The following is a 19,383-nucleotide window of genomic DNA, read 5'->3' as shown; positions in this document are numbered from 1 at the left end:
CCAGCATGGGGAACAGTCGCAAAAATCGTTCATTCCTAGGGTTATCCCTAATTTCCATGCCGTCCTACCATGCCCGTCCGGATCAATCAGGCCCCGGGACAACAACAGGCGCCATCGCGCCATCCGGCCGGGGCCATACAGGAAGCAAGCATGTCTCGGTTATTTTCTGGTCTGCGTATCCGCGCCCGCCTGTCGGGCGCGTTCTTGATGGTGGCGTTGCTGGGCGGGGCGGTCGGCGCCTTTGGCGTCTGGGGCCTGTCCCACATCAACGACATGAACACCGAGCTCTACGAGGTCGAGCTGCGCGGGCTGTCTGAAATGAAGGACGCCAACCTGCAACTGGTGTACGCCGGCCGCGCCCGCAATAGCTACCTGGCGGCGTCCACCGAGCGCGAGCGTGAAGCCATCCGCCAGCAGTTCGACGCGGCGGTGCGGGCCATGGATATCCTGCGCGAGCGCGCCAACAGCTACTACCGTACGCCCGAGGGCCGGCGGCTGCTGACGTTGTTCAAGCAGATGGAAGACACCTGGAAGCGCGATGCCGAGGCCTTCTTCGCCGCCGCCAGTACGTTGCCCCTGATGCAGAAAGACCCCCGCGCCGCCGAGATCGAGAAGAGCGTGATCGCGTCCTCCGAGCTGCTGGATGGCCTCATGGCCAAGCTGGCCCGCAACAAGGAGACCGCCACGGCGCAATCGGTGCGGGAAGGCACGGAACTGTATGCGCGCATGCGCGGCATCATGATCGCGCTGTCGATTGCCGGCGTGGTGGCGGGGGTGCTGTTGGGGTGGTTGATGACGCGCGCCATCGTGGGGCCGCTGGGGCAGGCGGTGCGCGCCGCGCGGCAGGTGGCCGCCGGCGATCTCACGAACGACATCCGCATCACCACCCGCGATGAAACCGGCGAGCTGATGGGCGCCCTCAAGGGCATGAACGACGGCCTGGCGCGCATCGTGCGCGACGTGCGCGATGGTTGCGAGGGCATCGCCGCGGCCTCCTCGGAGATCGCACAGGGCAACGCCGACCTGTCGCAACGCACCGAGGCGCAAGCCGCCTCGCTGGAGCAGACCGCCGCGTCGATGGAGCAGCTCACCAGCACCGTGCAGCAAAATGCCAACCACGCGCGCGAAGCCGAACAGGTCGTCACTCGCGCCTCCAGCGTGGCCACGCGCGGCGGCGAGGAAGTCGAAGGCGTGGTGCGCACCATGGATGCCATCGCCGATAGTTCGCGCCGCATCGCGGACATCACCAACGTGATAGACAGTATCGCGTTCCAGACCAACATCCTGGCCCTGAACGCCGCCGTCGAAGCCGCGCGCGCTGGCGAGCAGGGCCGTGGCTTTGCCGTGGTGGCCGGCGAGGTCCGCACCCTGGCGCAACGCTCCGCGGTCGCGGCCAAGGAAATCAACGCGTTGATCAATGAATCCGTCACCCGTGTCGAAGACGGCGCCCGCCAGGCTGGCGCGGCCGGACGCACCATGCGCGAAGTGGTGGACTCCGTGCATCGGGCAGTCACGCTGGTGCGCGAGATCGCCGGCGCCTCGGCCGAGCAATCGACGGGGATCGGCCAGGTCAACCAGGCCGTGGCGCAGATGGACGATGCCACCCAGCAGAACGCCGCGCTGGTGGAGCAGGCCGCGGCAGCGGCCACCAGCATGCGCGAGCAGGCCGGGCGGCTGGCGCAACAGGTGCGGCGTTTCAGGATTGGCGGCGACCTGGCGCTGGTGAATCCGTCGTTGCGCGAGTAAGCGGTGTCCCGAGTAAGAGGAGTCCGTTTTTCAGGCGCACGGAATTAATGAGCGTCTCCGCTGGTAGATTGCATCCCGCGGTGTTTTGGTTTCGTCCTGAACACGGTTTGGAGAAACCAGCGGAGACATAGGGATGGCTGACTCGAAAAAAAGGCCGACCTGGCGCAGGAATGGGATGACGATTGCGGCGGCATTGTGTTGGGGGGCCCTGTCCGCGAAAGCCTGCGCCGCGCCTTACGATGAACTCATCTTCCTGGGCGACTCATTGACGGATGGCGGCGCGATCACCGCGAGCCATTTTTCCGCAAGCCAGTTGCTCGGACCGGATGGAATCCCGCTAACGGATCGTCTTCTCCAAATCCCCGGTCCGGTCCAGGCCCAACTGCTCGCCGATATCATGGCGAAGTTGGCCGAAGGACGCGAAGGTCTTTCCCTGAACCCGCGGGATGGCGATACGAATGCCGCCTTGGATGATGGCCTGGACCGGATGACCCTGTCGCGGGCGGTGGCCACCCTATCGGTAGCCCAGGCCGCCCATCTATTCCTGGGCATGTCGCTGTTGCCCGCGCACACCACGAACCCTGATCCCACATGGGCCTTTCACTTGGCCAGATCGCTGGGCATCGACAATGCCGACGCCTGGAAGCCCGCGGCCGACGGGGGCAATAACTACGCCTGGGGCGGCGCGCGGGTCGCGCAGGCCGTTCCGTACACGTTGCCTGCGTTCAACGTCGGCCCCGAGAGCATCGCCTTCCACTACCTCATCCCTTCGGTGCAAGACCAGGTTACGCTGCTGCTGCGCAACCATCCGGCCGGCCTGAGCCGCCAGGGCCTGTATTCGGTGTGGGCGGGGGCGAACGATCTGATGGAGACGCTGGCATCGCACGGGGCCGAGTTGGCGGTTCCCGGCACGCAGGCGCAGGCGGTGCAGCAGGCGCTCGCTGTTTCCGGCCTGACCGCCCAGGCGGTCGCTGAACAGATCGCACGCTTGGGCGAGGCAGGTGCGGGCACCGTGCTGGCGCTCAATTTGCCGGATATCGGCAGCACGCCGGGAGCGCAGGCCCTGCCCGGGCAGGCTCGTGCGCTGTTGAGCGCCATGGCCTCGACGTTCAACCGGTCGCTCAACGGCCAACTGGCGGGCTATGGAGGAGATCTGGTGGTCGTCGATATCCACGATCTGCTCGATGAGGTGATCGACCGGCCTGATCGCTATGGCCTGCGCAATGTCACTCAGCCCGCCTGCGGCGCGGCGCCGGCGATTTCCTGCGACCGTGGTTCGCTGGTGGAGCCCGACGCCAATCGAAGCTACCTCTTTGCCGACGGGATACATCCAAGCGGCACTGCGCACGCGTTCATTGCCGACTATGTCCTGTCAGTGCTGCAGGCGCCCGCGCGCATCGGCCTCCTGGCCGAGGCGCCGCTGGCGGGGACGCGTGGCGGCCTGCAAGCGATCCAGGACCGCTTGCGCAGCCGCGATGACTTCGCCGGCCTGCGAACCTACGTGTCATACCAGCATGCCGACGATGCGCAGCGCGGTAACGAGGGCGCATGGATGCCCGCGCTCGGCAATCGGATGAATCTATGGGAGGTGGGCCTGGACGGCCGGGTGGCGCCGCATTGGCTGGCCGGCGTCAGTGCGTCCCAGGTACAGCACAGCGCCACGCTGGGGCGGGGCGCGGGCGGGTTCCGCCTCGGGCAGACGCAGTTGTCGGCGTATGGTCGCTATCGCCAGGGCGACTGGTCCGCGGCATGGATCGGCAGCGTCGGCGCACTGAACTATCGCGATGTGACCCGAGACTTCTCGATCGGGCCGGCCCGCCTGCGCGAGCAGGGCGTCACCACGGGCAAGACCTCGGCCTGGTCGATTCTGACGAGTTATGACTGGCAAGCGGGCGCCTTCACTGTCACGCCGTCCGCGGCGCTGGATTCACATAACGTGAAAGTCAGGGGTTACGACGAATCGCGCGATGGCGGCCGGACTGCAACCAGCATGCATTACAGTGCGCAGACGCGACGCTCGCTGGCCGCCACCCTGGGGCTGCGCGTGCAGGTCGATCTGCGCCACGGCGACGACCTCTGGCAGCCCTATGCCGCGTTGGGCTGGGAGCACGAATTCAATCGACGCACGCGTGAAGTGCGCGGCCACTTGCGCGGGATGGCTGGCAGCTTTGCTCAGGTTGTGCCGCAGGCGCCAGCGGACAGCATGCTGCTCTCGGCTGGCCTGCATGTCACCCACGCGGGCGCCTGGAGCGTACTGCTCGGCTACCAGGGCCGGCATGGCGGGCGTTCGCAATCGCGGGCCGTGCAGGGTTCGGTGCGATACCGGTTCTAGTCCGGTGGCATTCATGGCGCCAGCGCGGCGGCCGCTTGCTTGCGGCACACCGCTGGCGCCTCTTCGTACGGACGGTCGGGGTCCGGGCTGGCCACCGGCTGGAACTCCAGATAACACTTGCCGCCATCCTTCAGGGCCACCTGCAACGGCGCCGGGTAGGCATCGTCCAGGAAGATCTGGCCATGCCTGCCCACCAGGGTCACCAGCGCGCCGCGCCCGTCCATCACCGCCAGGCGTTCGGCCAGCGGTTGCCGATCAGCTTCGGATACCGCCGACAACAGATAGCGCTGCACCTGGCGCAGATTGAAGTCCATCACCTGCACCGCGCCGCGCGCCGGCTTCACCGACTGGATGCCGTTGGGCAGGTTGGCGTTGCGCGGCAGGGTGGCGGTGTCGATCTCGACCGAGCTCTCGCTATAGGCCGGCAATCCAGGGATCACGGCGTGGCCCCATGCATCCGTCCAGGCGGGCCCGGCGGGGGTCTGTATCTGTACCCCGCCCAGGTCGCCGACCTTGGCGATGCCGAATGTGTCGCCGACTTCGTATGGCGAGAATGCGACCGCGCCGCCGGCTGCCACCACCGATCCCTGCACGCCCCAGTTGGTCGACAGGCTGCCCTGTGCATCGCGGTTGGCCGACAGGTTGACGTGCGTATACCTCGGCAGCGCGTCGACGGCCACGGACGAGTTCAGGGCGCGGCCCGGATTGGCCATGCTAGAACTCAGGTTGTAGCTGAACTGCGGGTTGACGGTTTCCGAATAGCTGGCGCCGACCGCGCTGCTGTCGCCGGCCTTGCTGACATAGACCCCGGCGCTGGCGCTGCCCAGCGGAAAACTGAGTGTCAGGAAATACTGGTTGTCCGAGCGCGCCCGGGTGTCGGCGCTGAGGTCCTTTGCCGCCGACAGCGTCACCGAGGTGCGTCCGAAGCTGCGGTTCCATGACAACGTGGCGCGTTGGCGGGTGGCATCCAGGCCGCTCAGGCGGCTCGCGGTATAAGTGGCGGACAGCGCGCCCAGCGTGGGCTGGAACCAGGAGACGCTGGCGGTGTAGGTCTGGCTCGCGCGGGCCCCGGCGCGCGGGTCCTCCACGCGTTGCAGCACTTGCGCCAGGTCACGGTACCCCTCCGTCTGCCAGGTCGCCGAAAAATTGGTGGACAGCCTTTCCAGGGGCGACACGGACAGGGTCGATGTGATCTGCTGGCCCTGGAGTTTTTGTCCGGCCGCCTTTGCGCTGGAGGCGCGGATGCCGATCGAGCCGTTGATGGCGTCGCTGGGCGAGGCGGTGAGGGTGGCGGCCAGGGCGCGGTAGGAAGGGGACACCAATGCGCCGGCATTGAGGCTGGCGCGGCGCCCGAGGGTCCAGCCGTTGCTGGCGGTGGCGACCAGCGGCGTCTCGCTATCGCTGTTGCGGTAGGCCTGGTAGCGGCCGATGGCAACCGAAAGCCCCTGCGCCGTGGTGTTGCGCACCGCGCCGAACGACGCCGCAGGCACGATGAACTGCTGCCGCCCACCGCTGGCGGAAATCACCTGCACGTCCAGATCGGAATTGCCGCTGATGATGGGCACATCGGTGATGGCGTAGGCGCCGGCCGGCACCTGCGTCATCAGGATCAGCGTGCCCATCTGCCGCACTTCGATCCGGCTCGGCCCGCTGGCGATGCCGTTGAAGCCGACGCCCGACGCCTGCGTCTGTCGCAAAGCATATTCGGGAAAAAACTGAGCGCCGCGCAGCGTGCCGACCGCGAACAGCGAACCGGCGGGCGAGATCTGGCCGGCCTGGAAGGTGGCGCGCAGGCTCGGCAGGGCGTGCTGCGCATACGTGTCGCCCTGGGTGAACGTGGCGCGGCCGCCCTGCGAGTAATAGTCATGGCGGCTGCGCAGGATCCAGTCGGCGACGTTCAGGCCCGTTTCGCCATAGGCGCGCAGGTACTGGTAACCCGAATCGCCGCCGCCGCTGCGCGATCCGCTCAGGTTGTAATTGATCAACGCGGCGGTGCCGCCCGAAACATACTGGCCCTGGATTGCCTCTTCCGCGGGGGCGCGGGCCGACAGCGGCGTGACAATGTCGACCTGCGACTGGTTCGGCAACTGGGTGATGTCGGTTTCGGGATAGGCCTTGCGATAGTCCTGGCAACCTTCGTCGGACGTGCCGTCCGGCACCTTCAGGCCGACGCGTCGCAGCAGCTCGGGCGTGAAGCACAGTGTGCCTTCTTCATTGAAGCGCACGTCCATCGTGCCCTGGTCGACGCCGTTGACTCTCAGGCGCACGCGGCTGGTGCCAGGCAGGAAACGCGCCGTTTTGCTGAAGTAGGCGGCCGCTTCGGGGGAAATGCCCAAGCGTTGCAGGGTCTGGGGATCGAATTGCTGCGCGAACGCGGCGGCCGGTAGCGCCATGCAGATACAGGCGGCCAGGCCCGCCGCCGCGTTCTTGAGCCGATTCATCTTGACGGTGTCGATTTGCAGGCATTCGACAACGGGATGCCATAGCTGCCCGCGGCATAGCCGTAGACCGTGGCGGGCCAGATCGTCACGGTGCCGGTGGCGGCCGCGTGCTTGCCGGCCAGCGGCAGCTCGAAGCGCTCTCCGGGCAGCAGGTAGGTCTTGGGCAGAGGCAGATTGACGTTGGCGCTTTCCAGCCGCGCCTGCTGCGCCAGCCGCACCACATAGCCGCTGTCATTGCACAGGCGCAGCTTGTCGCCATCCACGCTGCTGGTCAGGCGCGTCCACGGGTCCTTCAGTTTTTCCAGCGCGCGCGGCTGGATGATCATCGGGATGTTCTGGCGAAAGGTGGTCTGCACCTGGTTGTCGGCGCCGCGCGCGAACGGGATGCCTTCGAACGCCACGCGCTTGAGGCGCTGCGTGGCCAGCGGGCCTTTCTTGGTCAGCATGAAACGCACCAGTTGCGATTGGCCTGCTTCCAGCCGCGCCATGGGCGGGGTGGCCACCACCAGTTCCTCGGTATCCTCGGCGGTGTTCTCGATGGTGGTGTAAAGCAATACCGGTGCGGCGTCGGTGTTCTGGACGGTCATGGTGCCCTCGCCGGTGGCCTCATCGACGATGAGCACCGAGCTTTCCGGCACGACGCCGGCGGCGCCGGCGGGGCTGGCCAGCAGGGCGCAGGCCAGGGGAACGCAAGTCAGGAAGGATTTCATATCAGCAAGCAAAAGACGTGTTGACGCCGGCCGGTCGCGGCCTGCGGGAAAGGGCCATCGGTAGAAGGCCTACGGGAAAACGGCCGACAGGCTTATCGAGCCGTCGAGCTGGACCTCGCGGCCCAGGTACAACGTGGATGTCGGCGCGATGGCCGTTTCGATCCGCACGCCTGCCGTCAGCGTGCGGCCGCTGGCCGGGCGGCGTTGCTCGCCGCTCGCCCAGGCGATCAGGTCGGCGGCGCCGATGACCGTGTCGGACTCCATCTCGCGCCACGTCGCGCCGCCATCTGACGAGACGATCAGGCGCGCCGGCGCGCCGTCGATGGTGGCGGCGTCGCGGCGCCAGCGCAGCGCGAACGCGCCCAGGGGCCTGCCGGATGCCAGGCCGATGCCATGGACCGTTTCGCCCGGCAGGCCGAGCCTGCCGCCCGCCGCGCCGCTGGCTGGCCCGTCGCCGGCGGATTGGCGCAGCGCCAGTGTCGCCGGTTGCTCGCAGACTACCGTGACGCTGCGTTGCTGCGTCGGCAGCGGCGCGGCCTCGGCGGCGCGCAGCAGGCTGCGCCTGATCTTGCCGTAGTCCACCGTTGCCCCGCCACCCAGTTGGATGCGGCAACTGTTGGCCTGCGGCGCGGGCGGCGCGGCAAGGCTCGCCGCGCTGAGCAGGGCGCCCAGCAGGGCGCAGAGGGAATGCAGGTAAGGCTTCATGATCAGCCGGAACTCCCGGCGCGAGGCGGCCGCGGCCGCTAGAGGTAGACGAGCGTTATGACCGCGCCGCCAGTGAAGGGCACCTCGGTCGCCACGCCCAGTTGGGCGCTACGATCCAGGGCCACCTGGATACGCACGGTGCCAACGAATTCACGGCCAAACGCCGGCTCGCGCGGCCCGGGCATGCTCCAGGTCTCAAGGCTGCCGTCGTCGTGGAAGAAATTGCCGACGGAGGGGTCCCAGGACTTGCCGCCGTCGCCGCTGTATATCGACTGCGTGTCCTGCTGATCCACCTTGAAGCCGGGCACCAATTGCAGCGCCCAGGAGCCGATGCTGCGCCCCGCGTCATTGCGCAGCCCGTACTGGCGGCTGGGTGACCAGCTCTTGCCACGCCCGCCGAAGAACACCATGTCCTCCTTGAACGCCACCAGGCCGGGATTGCTGTCGCTGATGGTCAGCGCCACCTTGGTCCGCGATTCGCAGGAAATGCGCAGTTCCCGGTCGATGATCGGCAATTGCGTGTAGGTGTCCTTGTTCAGGTCCTTGAGCTTCACCTTGCCGTAATTGAAGGTGCCTTGGTCGGAAATCTGGAAGGTACAGGCGCTGGGTTTGATCGAGCCCTGCACGGCAACGTTCAGCGCAGTGTTCTGTGCCAGGGCAGCCAGAGGCATGGCCGCGGCGGCGCAGGCCAGGAGATATCGGAGTTTCATCGTGTTTTGGCCATCAGCCTGCCGGGGCGGCGAGCGCGCCGGCAGGGGCGTGGATCACAGGTAGCTGAGCGTGATGGTGGTCTCGCCACGGAACGTCAGATCGGTGTTGATCGTCAGTTCAGACTTCGGCTGGATGACGGCGCCGATCACGATGTCGCCGTTGAACAGCGACGCCGACACCGGAACGGTGGGCGTGGCGGGGTCCGCGAATGTCACGTACGTCGTGCCATCGGACTTCAGTTGCGCGGCATTCGCGGCCGTGTCCGCGGCATTGGCCCATGCCGCCCGGTCGCTGCTGGTCACCACCAGCGCCTTGGCTTGCTTCCCATTGGCCGCCGCGGTGGTGTATTGGAAGTTGCGGAACTGGAACACGTAACGCCCGATGCGGGTGGTCGAGGTGGCCGCATCGACCAGGTCATAGATGTAGCCTTTCTTGGCTTCCGCCTGGATGCCGGTGGCCTTGTGGTCGAGCGCGGCGTCGGACGGCGTGGGCGCTTTGACCGTGCCGGCGACGGACAATGCGACCGCGGCGTCGCCGCCATCGCACTTGATCGACAGCGGTTGGACGATAGGCGCCAACGGCGTCTCCGCCTTGTCCTTGAGCGAAGCCGGATTGATCTTCTTCATATCGAAGGCGATCGCGCCGGAGGTCGGGGTGCAGCTTCCCGGAGAGATGACGCCGCCGACGGCGACGTTCAGTGTCGAAGGCGCCGGGGCGTTCTGCGCCGATGCCGCCGCGCTGCCTGCGCAAGCCAGCACCGCGAACAGGATCTTGCGGGTGTGGGAGTGTTTCATTGTGGCTCTCGGTATATCGAAGCGTGCGTCACGCCTGACGCGTGGATCAGAGGTAGTTCAGCGTGATGGTCGCGCCGCCCTCGAACTTGAGGTCGCCTGTCAGCTTCAGGTCCTTCTTTGCCAGGATGAGCGGAGCCAGCATCAGCTCGCCTTCGAAGGTGCTGGCCAGCACCGGCGTGGTATTGGCCTTGGGGTCGGCGAAGGACACATAATTGCTGCCGTCTTTCTTGAGCTGCGCCGTGTTCCAGCCGTTCAGATTGGAGGTGTTGTTGCTCCACGAGTTCTTGTCGTCGCTCTTGATGATCTCGGCCTTGCTGGCGACGGCGCCAGTGCCGCCGCCCGTGTACACGAAATTGCGGAACTGCATGGCGTACACGCCGACGCGGCTGTTGCCATCGGCCGGGTTGACCAGGTCATACAGCGAGTCTTCGTAGGTCGAGGTGCCGGCCGGGTGGTTCTCCATGTTGGCGCCGTATGCCTTGGAGGCCTTGGTGTAGCCAGTCACGTTCAGCGCGATCGCGGTATCCGCGGTGCAGGTGATCTTGACCTTGTTGGTGATGCCGCTGAGCATCGAAACCTTGTCGTTGTTCAACGACTTCGGGTTGATGCTCTTCATGTCGAACGTCAGGTCGCCGGAGGTCGGCGTGCAGCTGCCCGGGGCGATCGTGCCGGTGACACTGATCTTGAAGCTGGGCGCGGCGGCGGGCGCGCTCTGGGCCAGGGCGCCGGTGCTGGCGGCGCACGCCACGAGGGCGGCGAAAAGCTTGCTGGTGTGGTGTTTCATGGATGTCTGTAAAACCAAAGTGAATGCGGATCGGTTGTCGTGTGGCAGCGCGCGAGGCAGGGAAAATGCCGTTGCGCTCACCACGGAAACTAAGGTAACAACTCGACACCGCACCGCACTATCAGACGATTCCGGTACTGGCGCTTTCAAATCAGGGACGGCATCTTTCCCGGTCAGGAAGCGGGTTTCATGATGCGTGTCAGCCACGCCGCGCGCATTCGCGCCAGTTGCTCCACGGTCACGCCAGCCCAGTCCAGGGGGATCAGCCGGGCGGCGATGTTGGGCGACAGCAACGGAATACGGGCGCGCGCGACGTCATTGACCTTGGCTTTCTGGTTCGATGGCGCGTAGTACATCGCCTCCGAGAACGCTTGTTGCGCCTGCGGACTCAGGGCGTGGTTGATGAAGGCCTGCGCCGCGCTGTCATTGGGCCGGCCCGCGACGCGGGCGATGAGGATCGGGACGGCGATGGTGCCCTCGGCCGGCACGGTGGTGCCATACCCGGCCAGATTGTCGATCTGGCTCTGGCTACGGGAGTTCCAGCCTACCGCCAGCAACGCCTGGCCGCGCGAGACCAGCCAATACTGGTTGGGCCGGGGCGTCCACGTCAATGCGTTCGGCGTGAGCTTTTCCAGGTAGTCCAGGCCGGGCTGGAAATTGCCTGTGCCATCGGGGGCGCCTGCCAGACGGTTGGCCAAAGTCGTCAGCGCGATCATGCTGCCGTTGACCGCCGGGCTGGTGGCGATGGCGACCTTGCCGCGATACTTGGTGTCCCACATTTCGCGCCAGCTCTTCGGAGGCTGGGCGAAGGCCGCCTTGGCATACACCAGGGTCATGGAGTCGTACATGGCCGGCAAGGCCCAGAAGCCCATTTCGCGGCCCCTCGCGCCCAGGTCGGCGGCGTTGGGGATCAGCTTGGGATCCATGGGCGCCAGCAGCCGCTCTTCCTGCGCCAGCCGCGCATTGGGTGGATCGAGAATCACGACATCGATACGCGGCGCCATCCGTTGTGCGCGCAGTACCGACAGCGCGTTGCGGGAGTCCCGCACCGCGTAGTAGTTCACCTTGATGGTTGGATGCGCCACCTCGAACGGTCGGATCACGGCCTTCACATACTTTTCGTCGAAGCTGTCCACGCCGTAGGCCATGACCGTCAGTTCGACGGGGGCGCTTGCCGCCGCCGGCCGCGGCGCAAGTATCGCGGCAGCGCCGGCAAATGCCAGCCTGATGAGCAAACGGCCGGGATATCGATGCATCATGGATGGCACTCCCTTTTGATACCGGCGCGCCCTTTGGGGTGGACGACCCGACCTCGTGGGCGCGGCTTCATTTGAAAAGATCGTGGTTGACACCGAACATGACCAGCTCGTGGTCCGTCGCCACATCCAGCTTGCGCATCGCGGCGATCTTGTGAGTACTGATCGTCTTGACGCTGCGGTTCATGATGCGTGCGATATCGCCCACCGAGGTGCCCGACAGGAAGTGCCGCAGCACCTCCAGTTCCTTGAGCGACAAGCGGGCGATGCGCGCCGCCGCATCCTGCGAGCCGCCCGGGTGCGATGTGGACAGGGGCTGCGGTCCGCTGCGATACACCTGGTCCTTTTCCATCGTGCCCAGGGCCGTCAGGATCTCATCGAGGTCGCGGCTCTTGAAGACCACCCCGCTGACGCCTTCTTCGTACAGGCTGGATACGATCACCGGCGAGGTGATCATGGTGTGGATCAGGATGCGCACGGCCGGAAAATTGCGACGCAGGAACTGCACCAGTGCCAAGCCGTCGCCGTAGCCGTCGTCCGATGGCATGTTGTAGTCGGTGATGATGATGTCCGGCGCCAGTTCGCGCGTCTTGCGGATCAGCTCGGCCGCATTGGTGGCTTCGCCGACGATCTGATAGCGGGGCGCGCGCTCCAGCATGTTGCGTACGCCCAGTATCACAACCCGGTGATCATCGGCCAGCAGGATTCGTGCCATAAGTCTTCGCTCCTTGATTGACGCGGGCGGCGAATGCCGCCGGTCGGGTCCGGCTGGGATCGGGGCTATAGATCCTTGAATTTTTCGGTCAACTGCGCCAGCGTACTCTTGACCGCGGTTTCGAGCATGGGTGTGATTCCGTCCTCGGCTATCTTTTGCTCCAGCACGCCGCAGAAGCGCGCGATTTCCTCCGCGTTCACCACCACCAGCGAACCGCGCATGCGGTGCAGCGTGGATACGGCGGCCGCGCCATCGCGCGCCTCCAGGGCTGCGCGCATCGCGGCCATGTCTTCGCGCATGGTCGAGGTGAATGCGGCCCATAGCTGGCCGTCATGGAACTCCCTGGGCTTGGTCGCGGGGGGCGGCCCGGCGAACTTGGCGCTGATTATCCGCGCGCAGGCGGTGCTCAGGGCATCGTGCAGCGTGCGCAGGTCGACAGGCTTGATCACCCAGGCATTCAAGCCCGCCGCGAAGCCGGCGTCGCGCTGGGTCTGCAGCGCATCCGCGGTCAAGCCGATGATCGGCGCCTTGGTGCTGCGCGCGCGCAGGGTACGCACCAACTCGTAGCCGTCCATCAGCGGCATGTTCATGTCGGTGACGAGCACATCGAATTCTTCCGCGTTCCAGCGCGCCAGCGTTTCGACGCCATCGGCGCACAACGTGACTTCGCAACCCAGTTCTTCCAACTGGCGCACCAGCAGGGCGCGGTTGACCGGGTTGTCCTCCGCCACCAGGACGCGCAGGCCCAGCCGCCGCAGGCCCATATCGGGCCGGTATTCGGGCGGGGCGTCGGCGGTGTCCGTTTCGACCTGCGGCTCGCCGGCCACGAGGGGGCGTCCGCGCTGCGCCAGCGCCACCGCCTCGACGATGCTATGGCGCTGATGGCTGCTTACATGGATTTCCGACAGGCTCCATTGGGGCTTGTCGGGTCCGTCAGGGATGCACGAAACCCGCGGACCGTTCCATTCGATCGGCGGCAGGCGCTCGGGCAGCAGTTCCACCAGCACGCCTTCGCGTTTGGCCGGAGGGGCGCCGCCGTGCAGCGGACGAGCGCTGGCGCCGGCCAGGCCAAGCCAGGCGCAGGTGTCCAATGCCAGATCGGCCACCGGCGCGCGTACCCATACCGGCGGCGCGGCGATCAGCTCGCCGCTGCCCGTCAGCCGCGTCGCGTCAGCGTTGACGCGCAGCGGCAGTCGGAAGATAAACGTGCTGCCGCGGCCGGGGCTGCTGTCCAGGGTGATGCTGGCTTGCATCAGTTCGCACAGGCTGTGGCAGATATACAGGCCAAGGCCGGTGCCGGGAATGGCGTGTCCGGGACCGCTCGCCTGATAGAAGGGCTGGAATAGCTGCGGCTGCTGGTCGGCGGAAATGCCAAGGCCTGTATCGGCGATGCGCCATTCCAGAACGGTTTGGCCATCGGCGCCGTCGATCCGCGCCAGGTCTATCCGTACCCAGCCAGCCTCGGTGAACTTGATGGCGTTGCTGACGAGGTTGTTCAGTACCTGTTTGATGCGCAGGGCATCACCGTGCGCATACAACGGGATGTCGACCGCGATGGTCGAGAAAAACTGCAGGCCCTTGGCGTCGGCGGTGGCGGCATAGGACTGCAGGGTTTCCTCCGTAAGCGCGGCCGGGTCCAGGCGCTGGTCCTTTAGCGTCATCTGTCGCGATTCGATCTTGGACACATCGAGAATGTCGTTGATCACGTTGAGCAGACCGGCCGAGGAGGCCTGGATCGTGCGCAAGTAGCCGCGCTGCAGGTTGGTCAGGGGCGTGAGTCCCAGCAACTCGACCGTGCCCAGGGTGCCATAGAGCGGCGTGCGGATTTCATGGCTCATGGTGGCCAGGAATACGGTCTTGCCCGCGTTGGCGTCGTCGGCGGCGCGCTTGGCCTGGGCCAGCGCGGTCTGCACCCGCTTGTGATCGCTGATGTCGCTGAAGGTGGCGAGGATGACGTCCTCGTCCTGATAGGTCACGCGCGAGGCGCTGAAGCTCAGGTGGCGGCCATTGATCTCGACCTCGCCCGTGCCCGCCGCGCTGTCGGGGGCGAAGGTCAATTGGCGCACGATTTCGACCTCGCCCAGCCATTCGTCGGCCAGGTGGTTCCTGGCAACAATCTGGTGATCGCTGACGCGCAGCGCGCAGACGGCGACCCGCGCCGCGTCGATCACCGCGCGGTTGAACGATTCGCTCTCGACCACGCGGGCATGGCCGGCCTGCGCCGGCAATACCACCAGGTTGCGATGGCGCCGGTACAACGCCACGCTGGCGACGATACAAGCCAGTATCAGCGCGGCGAACGAGATAAGCTGCCAGCGCGCCGCCTGGAAGAACTGATCGTAGGGAACCAGATAGCTGGCGTGCCAACCGTCTTCGCACCAGGCGTCGATATGAGCGCCGTACAGGCCGAAGCGCACATCGCTTTTCACTTCTTCCAGCGCGCCGTGCTCATCCGCGCTGGGGGTGGCGGGCATGGGGCCCTGGCGCGGCGTCGTGGTCAGGTTCTGGAAGTAGACGCGCCCGTACTTCGGGTCGCCAGTGTAGACATCGCGCATTTCAATGAAGGTCGCCAGCACCAGGTCGCGCTTGGGGGTGTCGGGCAGCCACAGGGCGTCCGGCAGCTCGATGGCGCTGTACACCACATAGCCGACACGGTCCTCGCCGCTGCCGAGCAGATTGACGCTGATCCAGCGATCGCCACCGGGACTGCTGTGTGCCTGCTTGGTATAGATCAGCTCGCGCACCCGGTTCGCCGACAGCGGGCAGCGCCACCAGCGGTGCACGTCGTCTGTCATCGAGTCCTCGGAGCAGGGCACCGCGATGCTGACCGCGCTGTTCAAGTCAAGCAGGAATGCCTGCATGCCGGGCTGCTGCCAGGCGCTGCGGTAGGTGCCGTAAACGCTCGATAGCGCGGCCGCCACGGTCTGCAGGCGGCGGCTGTGGTCGCCGCCTGTCGACGGGTCGCCGCGGCGGACCTTGATGATATACGGCATGGCCAGGCTTTCGCGTTGGCCTTCATAAGTGTTGGTAGTGGCGTCGCTGTCGATCAACTCGAAGGACGCCGTGCCGCCCTGTGGCAGCGACAGGCCGAGCCGCACCGCCTCGTTCTTGGTGGCGCGGGCCAGAAAGGACTCCTGGCCATGCAGGTTCATGGCCAACTGCTGGAAGTGCGTGCGGGCCTCGTTGCTCGCCAGATTGATCAGGCTGTTGATCACCCAATAGCACAGGACCAGCATCACGACGGCCAGGATCAGCGTCACGATGAACAGCACCTGTACGCGCAGCGAAACCCGGGCGAGGTCGCCGATGGACGCGATGGGAGTGTGTCGGGGCGCGGCGCGCATCATCGCGAGACGACGGGATTCCGTTTCAGGAAACCCAGCAGCAATTCCGGGGTCAGGGCACGGGAAATCAGAAAGCCCTGCGCCGTATCGCATTGCATTTTCTTCAACAACGCCAGTTGCTCCCAGGTTTCGACGCCTTCGGCCACCACGTTCAGGGCCAGTCGCCGGCCGAGCGACACGATACTCTCGACAGCGGCCTGCGCGCCGTCGTCCGCGATGCAGCGGCTGATCAGGGAGCGATCGATCTTGAGTTCGGTGAAGGGCGTGGACACCAGGTTGAACACCGAACTGTAGCCTTGGCCGGAATCGTCCTGGGCCAGACCGAAACCCTTCATCCGCAGGCGGCAGGCACCCGCGTAGTAATCGCTTATCTCGTCCGTGGTGGTGCCCTCGGTCAATTCGAAGCAGATATCCTGTGGGTCGCCGCCCAAGCGCATGACGTGGTCGTAAAGGCGGTCCGGCAGATCCGCGTCTTGCAGCAGGTGCGTCGGCAGATTTACGGACACCTCCACCCGGAAGTCTTGTTGCTGCCAGGCGTGCTGCGCCGCGATCGTCTGCGCGAGCATTGACAATAGCAGGTCGTCTTCGAGCTCGTCCAGTATCAAGGCGGGCAGGAATTGGCCTGGCAGCAACACACTGCCGTCTGGCCGCACCCAGCGCACCAGCGCCTCCGCGGCGGTGATGGTGCTGTCGGCAATGCGCATCTTGGGTTGGAACCAGGCGCGGATCTCGCCCGAATCCAGCGCATGCTGCAGTGCCGCACGATCGAACATCTGCCCGGAAACCAGCGACTCGGCCTTCAGCCGCGAGGCCGCCTTGAGCTTGGCCACCAGGGCGATGATGGCCTGTGGCTGCGCGGGCTTGGACAATTGGTCTATGACCCGCATGCCGAGGGTCTTGGCGACCAGGCTGGCGCCCGAGATCAGGCGTTTGGGCGAAGAGCTGATCACCGCCAGCAGCGGCGGCGTTTCGTAGGTGGACAGGCGCTGGATAAGCTGAACGCCGTCCAGTTCGGGCATGAGCAAGTCGCTCAGCACCAGGTCATAGTGGTGTTTTTCCAGCAGGCGCAAGGCATGACAGCCGTTCTCGGCGGTTTCCACATGGGCGATGCCGGCCTGCAGAAACAGGTTCCTCAGGTACTCACGTTGCAAGAGCTGGTCATCGACGATCAGGACGCGATAGGACAGCATGATTTGTAATCTCCAGAGGGGCGCCGCTACCCGTCCGGGCGCGCAACGGGCCCCGCGGGAGCGGCGTGCCCGCGTCGGCGGCCGGTAAATCGGCTATTGGAGCAGCCACTGGTCGCGGCCGATATCAGACATTTCCGAATCGATGGCGTGCCCCCGGGGGAGATATTGCAGAGGTCTTTCAGAACCGTCTGATTGGCGGGTGCCGCCGGGCCTTCTAGACTCGCCGGTCCTGACCAGACCGTTTCATTCAGCCGTGGCCCATTTCGCCTTTCTGCACAACCTGCACGTGCACGCCCAATACATCGATCGTGCCGCGCGGCTGGCCGCCAGCCTCCGGCCCTCGGTGGCCGCCATCAGTTTCTATACCGAGACGCAGGCCAGCCTGTATGCGCGCGAGGCGGCGCCGGGCAGGCACTATCTGCTGGTCGAGGGGCGCTCGGTGTGGTTGCAGCGTTTTTTTTCGGTACCGCATTGCCCGCAACTGGCCGGCGTGATCGCGGTGGTGACCGACCGGCCCGGTTCGGCCGAACGCGCCAAGCTGATGCTGGCCGGCGCCGACATCTGCCTGCCGGGCGCGACCCTGCCAGGCGAGGTGGTGGCTGCGCTGTCGGCGCTGGCGCGGATGGAGCGTCGCCTGGCTGTCGCGGGTGGCGTCAAGCCATGACAGAGTGGCCTTGAGCCGATGGTTCCGTAGCATGCGAAAGAACTGGCGCTCTTGCGTTCTGGCGGGGCTGATCGTGTTTGTCGCCGCGCTCGCTTGCGTTCTGTACCTGCAAGGCTCGCCTCGCGCCAAGCACGCGGCCATCGCCATCGTCTGGGCGCTGATCGGTATGCTCTGGCTGGGCTACAGGGTCTGCCGCCGCTGAGTGCCCAGGCAGGCCGATCCGAAGTGCGTCGGCTGCGCAGCGCGTTGGCACGGTATTGCCCCGGTGGGCGTTCCGCGGCGGCGGCCGTGCCCGGCAGTAGTTCGCCTGCATCGGCCGGCAACGCCGCCTTGATTTCCCGTTCCGAAAGCGGCGCCAGCATGAGCGCCGCGTTTCAAGGGGGATGCGGTCGTGGCGGCGTTGCCCGAGCAGCGCCTAGAAGTAAGTCAGCGAGTAAGTGGCGCTGGCCGAGATTGAACCGGTGCCGGAGGCAGCAGGCCCCGGCCCGCCGACCACGGACAGCCGGGCGAAATAGCGCAACACGTTGCTGCCATCTCGCAGTTGCACCGCATTGGCCGCGGTGGGCGCGGCGCCGATCGTGATTGGAGACAGGTTGTCGCTGTCCAATAGCTGGACGGCGACGGAGGTGGCGGTGCCCGCGTTGGTGATTTTGCCCAGGGCCGCGTTGGTGATGGCGCCGAGAAACTGCACGCCGACCTTTGACAGCCTGCCCGCCGGATTGGCGTTGGCGCCTGTATCCTGCGCGAATTGGCAGCCGGCCAGATGAATTTCAATCGGGACAGAGTCGGAAAACTTGCTTGGCGCGTTCAGCATGTTCTTCGAGACCTGGCCCAGGTCGATGGTCATATCGTTGTCGCCGGTCGATATGGAGCAAGGTGCCTCGGTGACGGAGCCTGAAAAGGTGATGGTGCCCTGGCCCATGTCACCGGCTGCGATGCCCACGGCAGGGAGGGCAAGCAAGCCGATGGCGGCGGCGAGGATTGTTTTCTTGATCATCGGATGGGTTCCTTTAGGTTGATGGGGGAGTTGGCCTCTGGAAGAAGGCAGATTCATGAACAAAAGTGAAGATCTATCTCAGGGTCGAAAGGCGTGCATGCTTCGCCCGATTCCATAGCGAAATTCTCCTTACGAAGGTTTCTGATGGTCCGCTTTCGTTCGGACCGGCGATAACGGTCGCGCGGGTCTGCCGCATGTCGTTTCACTTATTCATTCACCCGCTCCTCGAACACGCATTTGGCCGCCGCGCAGCGATATCGGCTCATGCGCAGGCCGCCATAGTCATCCACATTGCCCAGCATCATCTGGCTGGCGCCGGCAGGCAGTTGCAACTTCAGCGTCTGCTCGGCGAAGGGCGCCAGCATGATGGGCGTTGCAAAGCCGGGCAGGGGCTGCTTGCGGTCCTGGCCTATCCAGATCACCGTGGCGTAGTAGGGGGAGGCGTTCTTCAGTGTCAGCGCCTGGGCGCCGGCCTGTATCTGCAGGCTCTTCTCCGGTTCCGCCTCGCCCCGCTCGGCCAGCTTGGCCGGGCGCAGGAAGAGCTTCAGTCGGCTTTGCGTGGTCAACTGCAGGATGTTGGCGTCGGTCTTGGGCGGTTCCGGCGGAATCTCGCGCACGTTGAAATAGAACAGGGTCTCGCGGTCCTGCGGCAGGCTCGCGGCCAGGCCTTCGTTGGCGCGCATGATGCGCACCTGGGCCTTTTTGCCGCCATCGATCCGTTGCAGCGGCGGCAACGCCATCAGGTCGTTGACCGTATTGCCGTCGGCGTCCTCGACCCAGGTTTGCGCCAGGTAGGGCGTGTCCTGGCTTTCGTTGCTCAGCACGACCGATACCGATTTCTGGCTGCCGCCCATGATGATGCGGGTGCGGTCGACATTGATGGCCGCCTGGGCGTTCAGCCCCCAGGCGAGGGCGGCGCCCAGCAACAGGGCCCGCAGATGTCCGTTTTTCATGTTTGCTCCTTGCAGGAAATGGAGGCGCCCCGAAGAGTGGT

Annotated in this window: 16 protein-coding genes; 4 read left to right on the top strand and 12 right to left on the bottom strand. The window is 65.7% G+C overall.

Annotation, left to right across the window (positions count from 1 at the left end):
- Positions 1-150: 150 nt before the first annotated feature.
- On the top strand, positions 151-1,746 hold the full coding sequence (locus AC6LKG_RS04640) for a methyl-accepting chemotaxis protein (protein WP_498163068.1): 1,596 nt from the start codon (positions 151-153) through the stop codon (positions 1,744-1,746).
- A 133-nt stretch (positions 1,747-1,879) separates the two neighbouring features.
- A complete protein-coding gene (locus AC6LKG_RS04635; RefSeq protein ID WP_498163067.1) occupies positions 1,880-4,078 on the top strand; it encodes an autotransporter domain-containing protein in 2,199 nt (732 codons plus the stop codon).
- A gap of 11 nt (positions 4,079-4,089) precedes the next feature.
- Here the strand turns inward: AC6LKG_RS04635 and AC6LKG_RS04630 are convergent, their stop codons facing one another.
- The 10 genes from AC6LKG_RS04630 to AC6LKG_RS04585 form a co-directional block, all read right to left on the bottom strand.
- Positions 4,090-6,519: a fimbria/pilus outer membrane usher protein gene (locus AC6LKG_RS04630; protein WP_498163065.1), complete on the bottom strand. Its 2,430-nt coding sequence runs from the start codon at positions 6,517-6,519 to the stop codon at positions 4,090-4,092.
- Positions 6,516-7,229 carry a fimbria/pilus chaperone family protein gene (locus AC6LKG_RS04625; protein ID WP_498163063.1) on the bottom strand — a complete coding sequence of 238 codons (714 nt, stop codon included), beginning with the start codon at positions 7,227-7,229 and terminating at the stop codon, positions 6,516-6,518. The genes AC6LKG_RS04630 and AC6LKG_RS04625 overlap by 4 nt, the downstream gene beginning before the upstream one ends.
- 69 nt (positions 7,230-7,298) lie before the next feature.
- Complete coding sequence (locus AC6LKG_RS04620; RefSeq protein ID WP_498163062.1) at positions 7,299-7,934, bottom strand: DUF1120 domain-containing protein; 636 nt, start codon at positions 7,932-7,934, stop codon at positions 7,299-7,301.
- Between the two features lie 38 nt (positions 7,935-7,972).
- Positions 7,973-8,605, bottom strand: a complete 633-nt coding sequence (locus AC6LKG_RS04615; protein WP_498163061.1) for a DUF1120 domain-containing protein — start codon at positions 8,603-8,605, stop codon at positions 7,973-7,975.
- A 93-nt stretch (positions 8,606-8,698) separates the two neighbouring features.
- Positions 8,699-9,439, bottom strand: a complete 741-nt coding sequence (locus AC6LKG_RS04610; protein ID WP_498163060.1) for a hypothetical protein — start codon at positions 9,437-9,439, stop codon at positions 8,699-8,701.
- A 46-nt stretch (positions 9,440-9,485) separates the two neighbouring features.
- A complete protein-coding gene (locus tag AC6LKG_RS04605; protein ID WP_498163058.1) occupies positions 9,486-10,223 on the bottom strand; it encodes a DUF1120 domain-containing protein in 738 nt (245 codons plus the stop codon).
- 173 nt (positions 10,224-10,396) lie between these two features.
- On the bottom strand, positions 10,397-11,482 hold the full coding sequence (locus AC6LKG_RS04600) for an extracellular solute-binding protein (RefSeq protein WP_498163057.1): 1,086 nt from the start codon (positions 11,480-11,482) through the stop codon (positions 10,397-10,399).
- Between the two features lie 67 nt (positions 11,483-11,549).
- Entirely contained in the window at positions 11,550-12,194 is a 645-nt protein-coding gene (locus tag AC6LKG_RS04595; protein WP_498163056.1) for a response regulator, read from the bottom strand.
- A gap of 65 nt (positions 12,195-12,259) precedes the next feature.
- Positions 12,260-15,541, bottom strand: a complete 3,282-nt coding sequence (locus AC6LKG_RS04590) for a hybrid sensor histidine kinase/response regulator (protein WP_498163055.1) — start codon at positions 15,539-15,541, stop codon at positions 12,260-12,262.
- On the bottom strand, positions 15,538-16,728 hold the full coding sequence (locus AC6LKG_RS04585; RefSeq protein WP_498163053.1) for an EAL domain-containing response regulator: 1,191 nt from the start codon (positions 16,726-16,728) through the stop codon (positions 15,538-15,540). The genes AC6LKG_RS04590 and AC6LKG_RS04585 overlap by 4 nt, the downstream gene beginning before the upstream one ends.
- A gap of 253 nt (positions 16,729-16,981) precedes the next feature.
- Here AC6LKG_RS04585 and AC6LKG_RS04580 point away from each other — a divergent pair, with 253 nt between their 5' ends.
- Together AC6LKG_RS04580 and AC6LKG_RS04575 are read left to right on the top strand one after the other, a co-directional pair.
- Positions 16,982-17,392: a hypothetical protein gene (locus tag AC6LKG_RS04580; RefSeq protein ID WP_498163051.1), complete on the top strand. Its 411-nt coding sequence runs from the start codon at positions 16,982-16,984 to the stop codon at positions 17,390-17,392.
- A gap of 31 nt (positions 17,393-17,423) precedes the next feature.
- Positions 17,424-17,594, top strand: a complete 171-nt coding sequence (locus AC6LKG_RS04575; RefSeq protein WP_498163049.1) for a hypothetical protein — start codon at positions 17,424-17,426, stop codon at positions 17,592-17,594.
- A 213-nt stretch (positions 17,595-17,807) separates the two neighbouring features.
- On the opposite strand, the gene AC6LKG_RS04570 is transcribed toward AC6LKG_RS04575, so the two are convergent.
- The gene (locus AC6LKG_RS04570; RefSeq protein ID WP_498163047.1) at positions 17,808-18,389 is read right to left on the bottom strand and encodes a fimbrial protein; all 582 of its coding nucleotides are present in this window, start codon (positions 18,387-18,389) and stop codon (positions 17,808-17,810) included.
- A 206-nt stretch (positions 18,390-18,595) separates the two neighbouring features.
- Positions 18,596-19,342 (bottom strand): fimbria/pilus periplasmic chaperone, encoded by a 747-nt coding sequence (locus AC6LKG_RS04565; RefSeq protein ID WP_498163045.1) that lies wholly within the window; start codon positions 19,340-19,342, stop codon positions 18,596-18,598.
- Between the last annotated feature and the right edge of the window lie 41 nt (positions 19,343-19,383).

Source organism: Achromobacter sp. 46006, assembly GCF_059761975.1.
This window is presented reverse-complemented; position numbering and strand designations above follow the sequence as displayed.

Coding starts and splice junctions, on each gene's coding strand:
- AC6LKG_RS04565 (WP_498163045.1), bottom strand. CDS start 19,342: ATGAAAAACGGACATCTGCGGGCCCTGTTGCTGGGCGCCGCCCTCGCC.
- AC6LKG_RS04585 (WP_498163053.1), bottom strand. CDS start 16,728: ATGCTGTCCTATCGCGTCCTGATCGTCGATGACCAGCTCTTGCAACGT.
- AC6LKG_RS04600 (WP_498163057.1), bottom strand. CDS start 11,482: ATGATGCATCGATATCCCGGCCGTTTGCTCATCAGGCTGGCATTTGCC.
- AC6LKG_RS04630 (WP_498163065.1), bottom strand. CDS start 6,519: ATGAATCGGCTCAAGAACGCGGCGGCGGGCCTGGCCGCCTGTATCTGC.
- AC6LKG_RS04590 (WP_498163055.1), bottom strand. CDS start 15,541: ATGATGCGCGCCGCGCCCCGACACACTCCCATCGCGTCCATCGGCGAC.
- AC6LKG_RS04620 (WP_498163062.1), bottom strand. CDS start 7,934: ATGAAGCCTTACCTGCATTCCCTCTGCGCCCTGCTGGGCGCCCTGCTC.
- AC6LKG_RS04605 (WP_498163058.1), bottom strand. CDS start 10,223: ATGAAACACCACACCAGCAAGCTTTTCGCCGCCCTCGTGGCGTGCGCC.
- AC6LKG_RS04615 (WP_498163061.1), bottom strand. CDS start 8,605: ATGCCTCTGGCTGCCCTGGCACAGAACACTGCGCTGAACGTTGCCGTG.
- AC6LKG_RS04610 (WP_498163060.1), bottom strand. CDS start 9,439: ATGAAACACTCCCACACCCGCAAGATCCTGTTCGCGGTGCTGGCTTGC.
- AC6LKG_RS04570 (WP_498163047.1), bottom strand. CDS start 18,389: ATGATCAAGAAAACAATCCTCGCCGCCGCCATCGGCTTGCTTGCCCTC.
- AC6LKG_RS04575 (WP_498163049.1), top strand. CDS start 17,424: ATGCGAAAGAACTGGCGCTCTTGCGTTCTGGCGGGGCTGATCGTGTTT.
- AC6LKG_RS04595 (WP_498163056.1), bottom strand. CDS start 12,194: ATGGCACGAATCCTGCTGGCCGATGATCACCGGGTTGTGATACTGGGC.
- AC6LKG_RS04635 (WP_498163067.1), top strand. CDS start 1,880: ATGGCTGACTCGAAAAAAAGGCCGACCTGGCGCAGGAATGGGATGACG.
- AC6LKG_RS04625 (WP_498163063.1), bottom strand. CDS start 7,229: ATGAAATCCTTCCTGACTTGCGTTCCCCTGGCCTGCGCCCTGCTGGCC.
- AC6LKG_RS04640 (WP_498163068.1), top strand. CDS start 151: ATGTCTCGGTTATTTTCTGGTCTGCGTATCCGCGCCCGCCTGTCGGGC.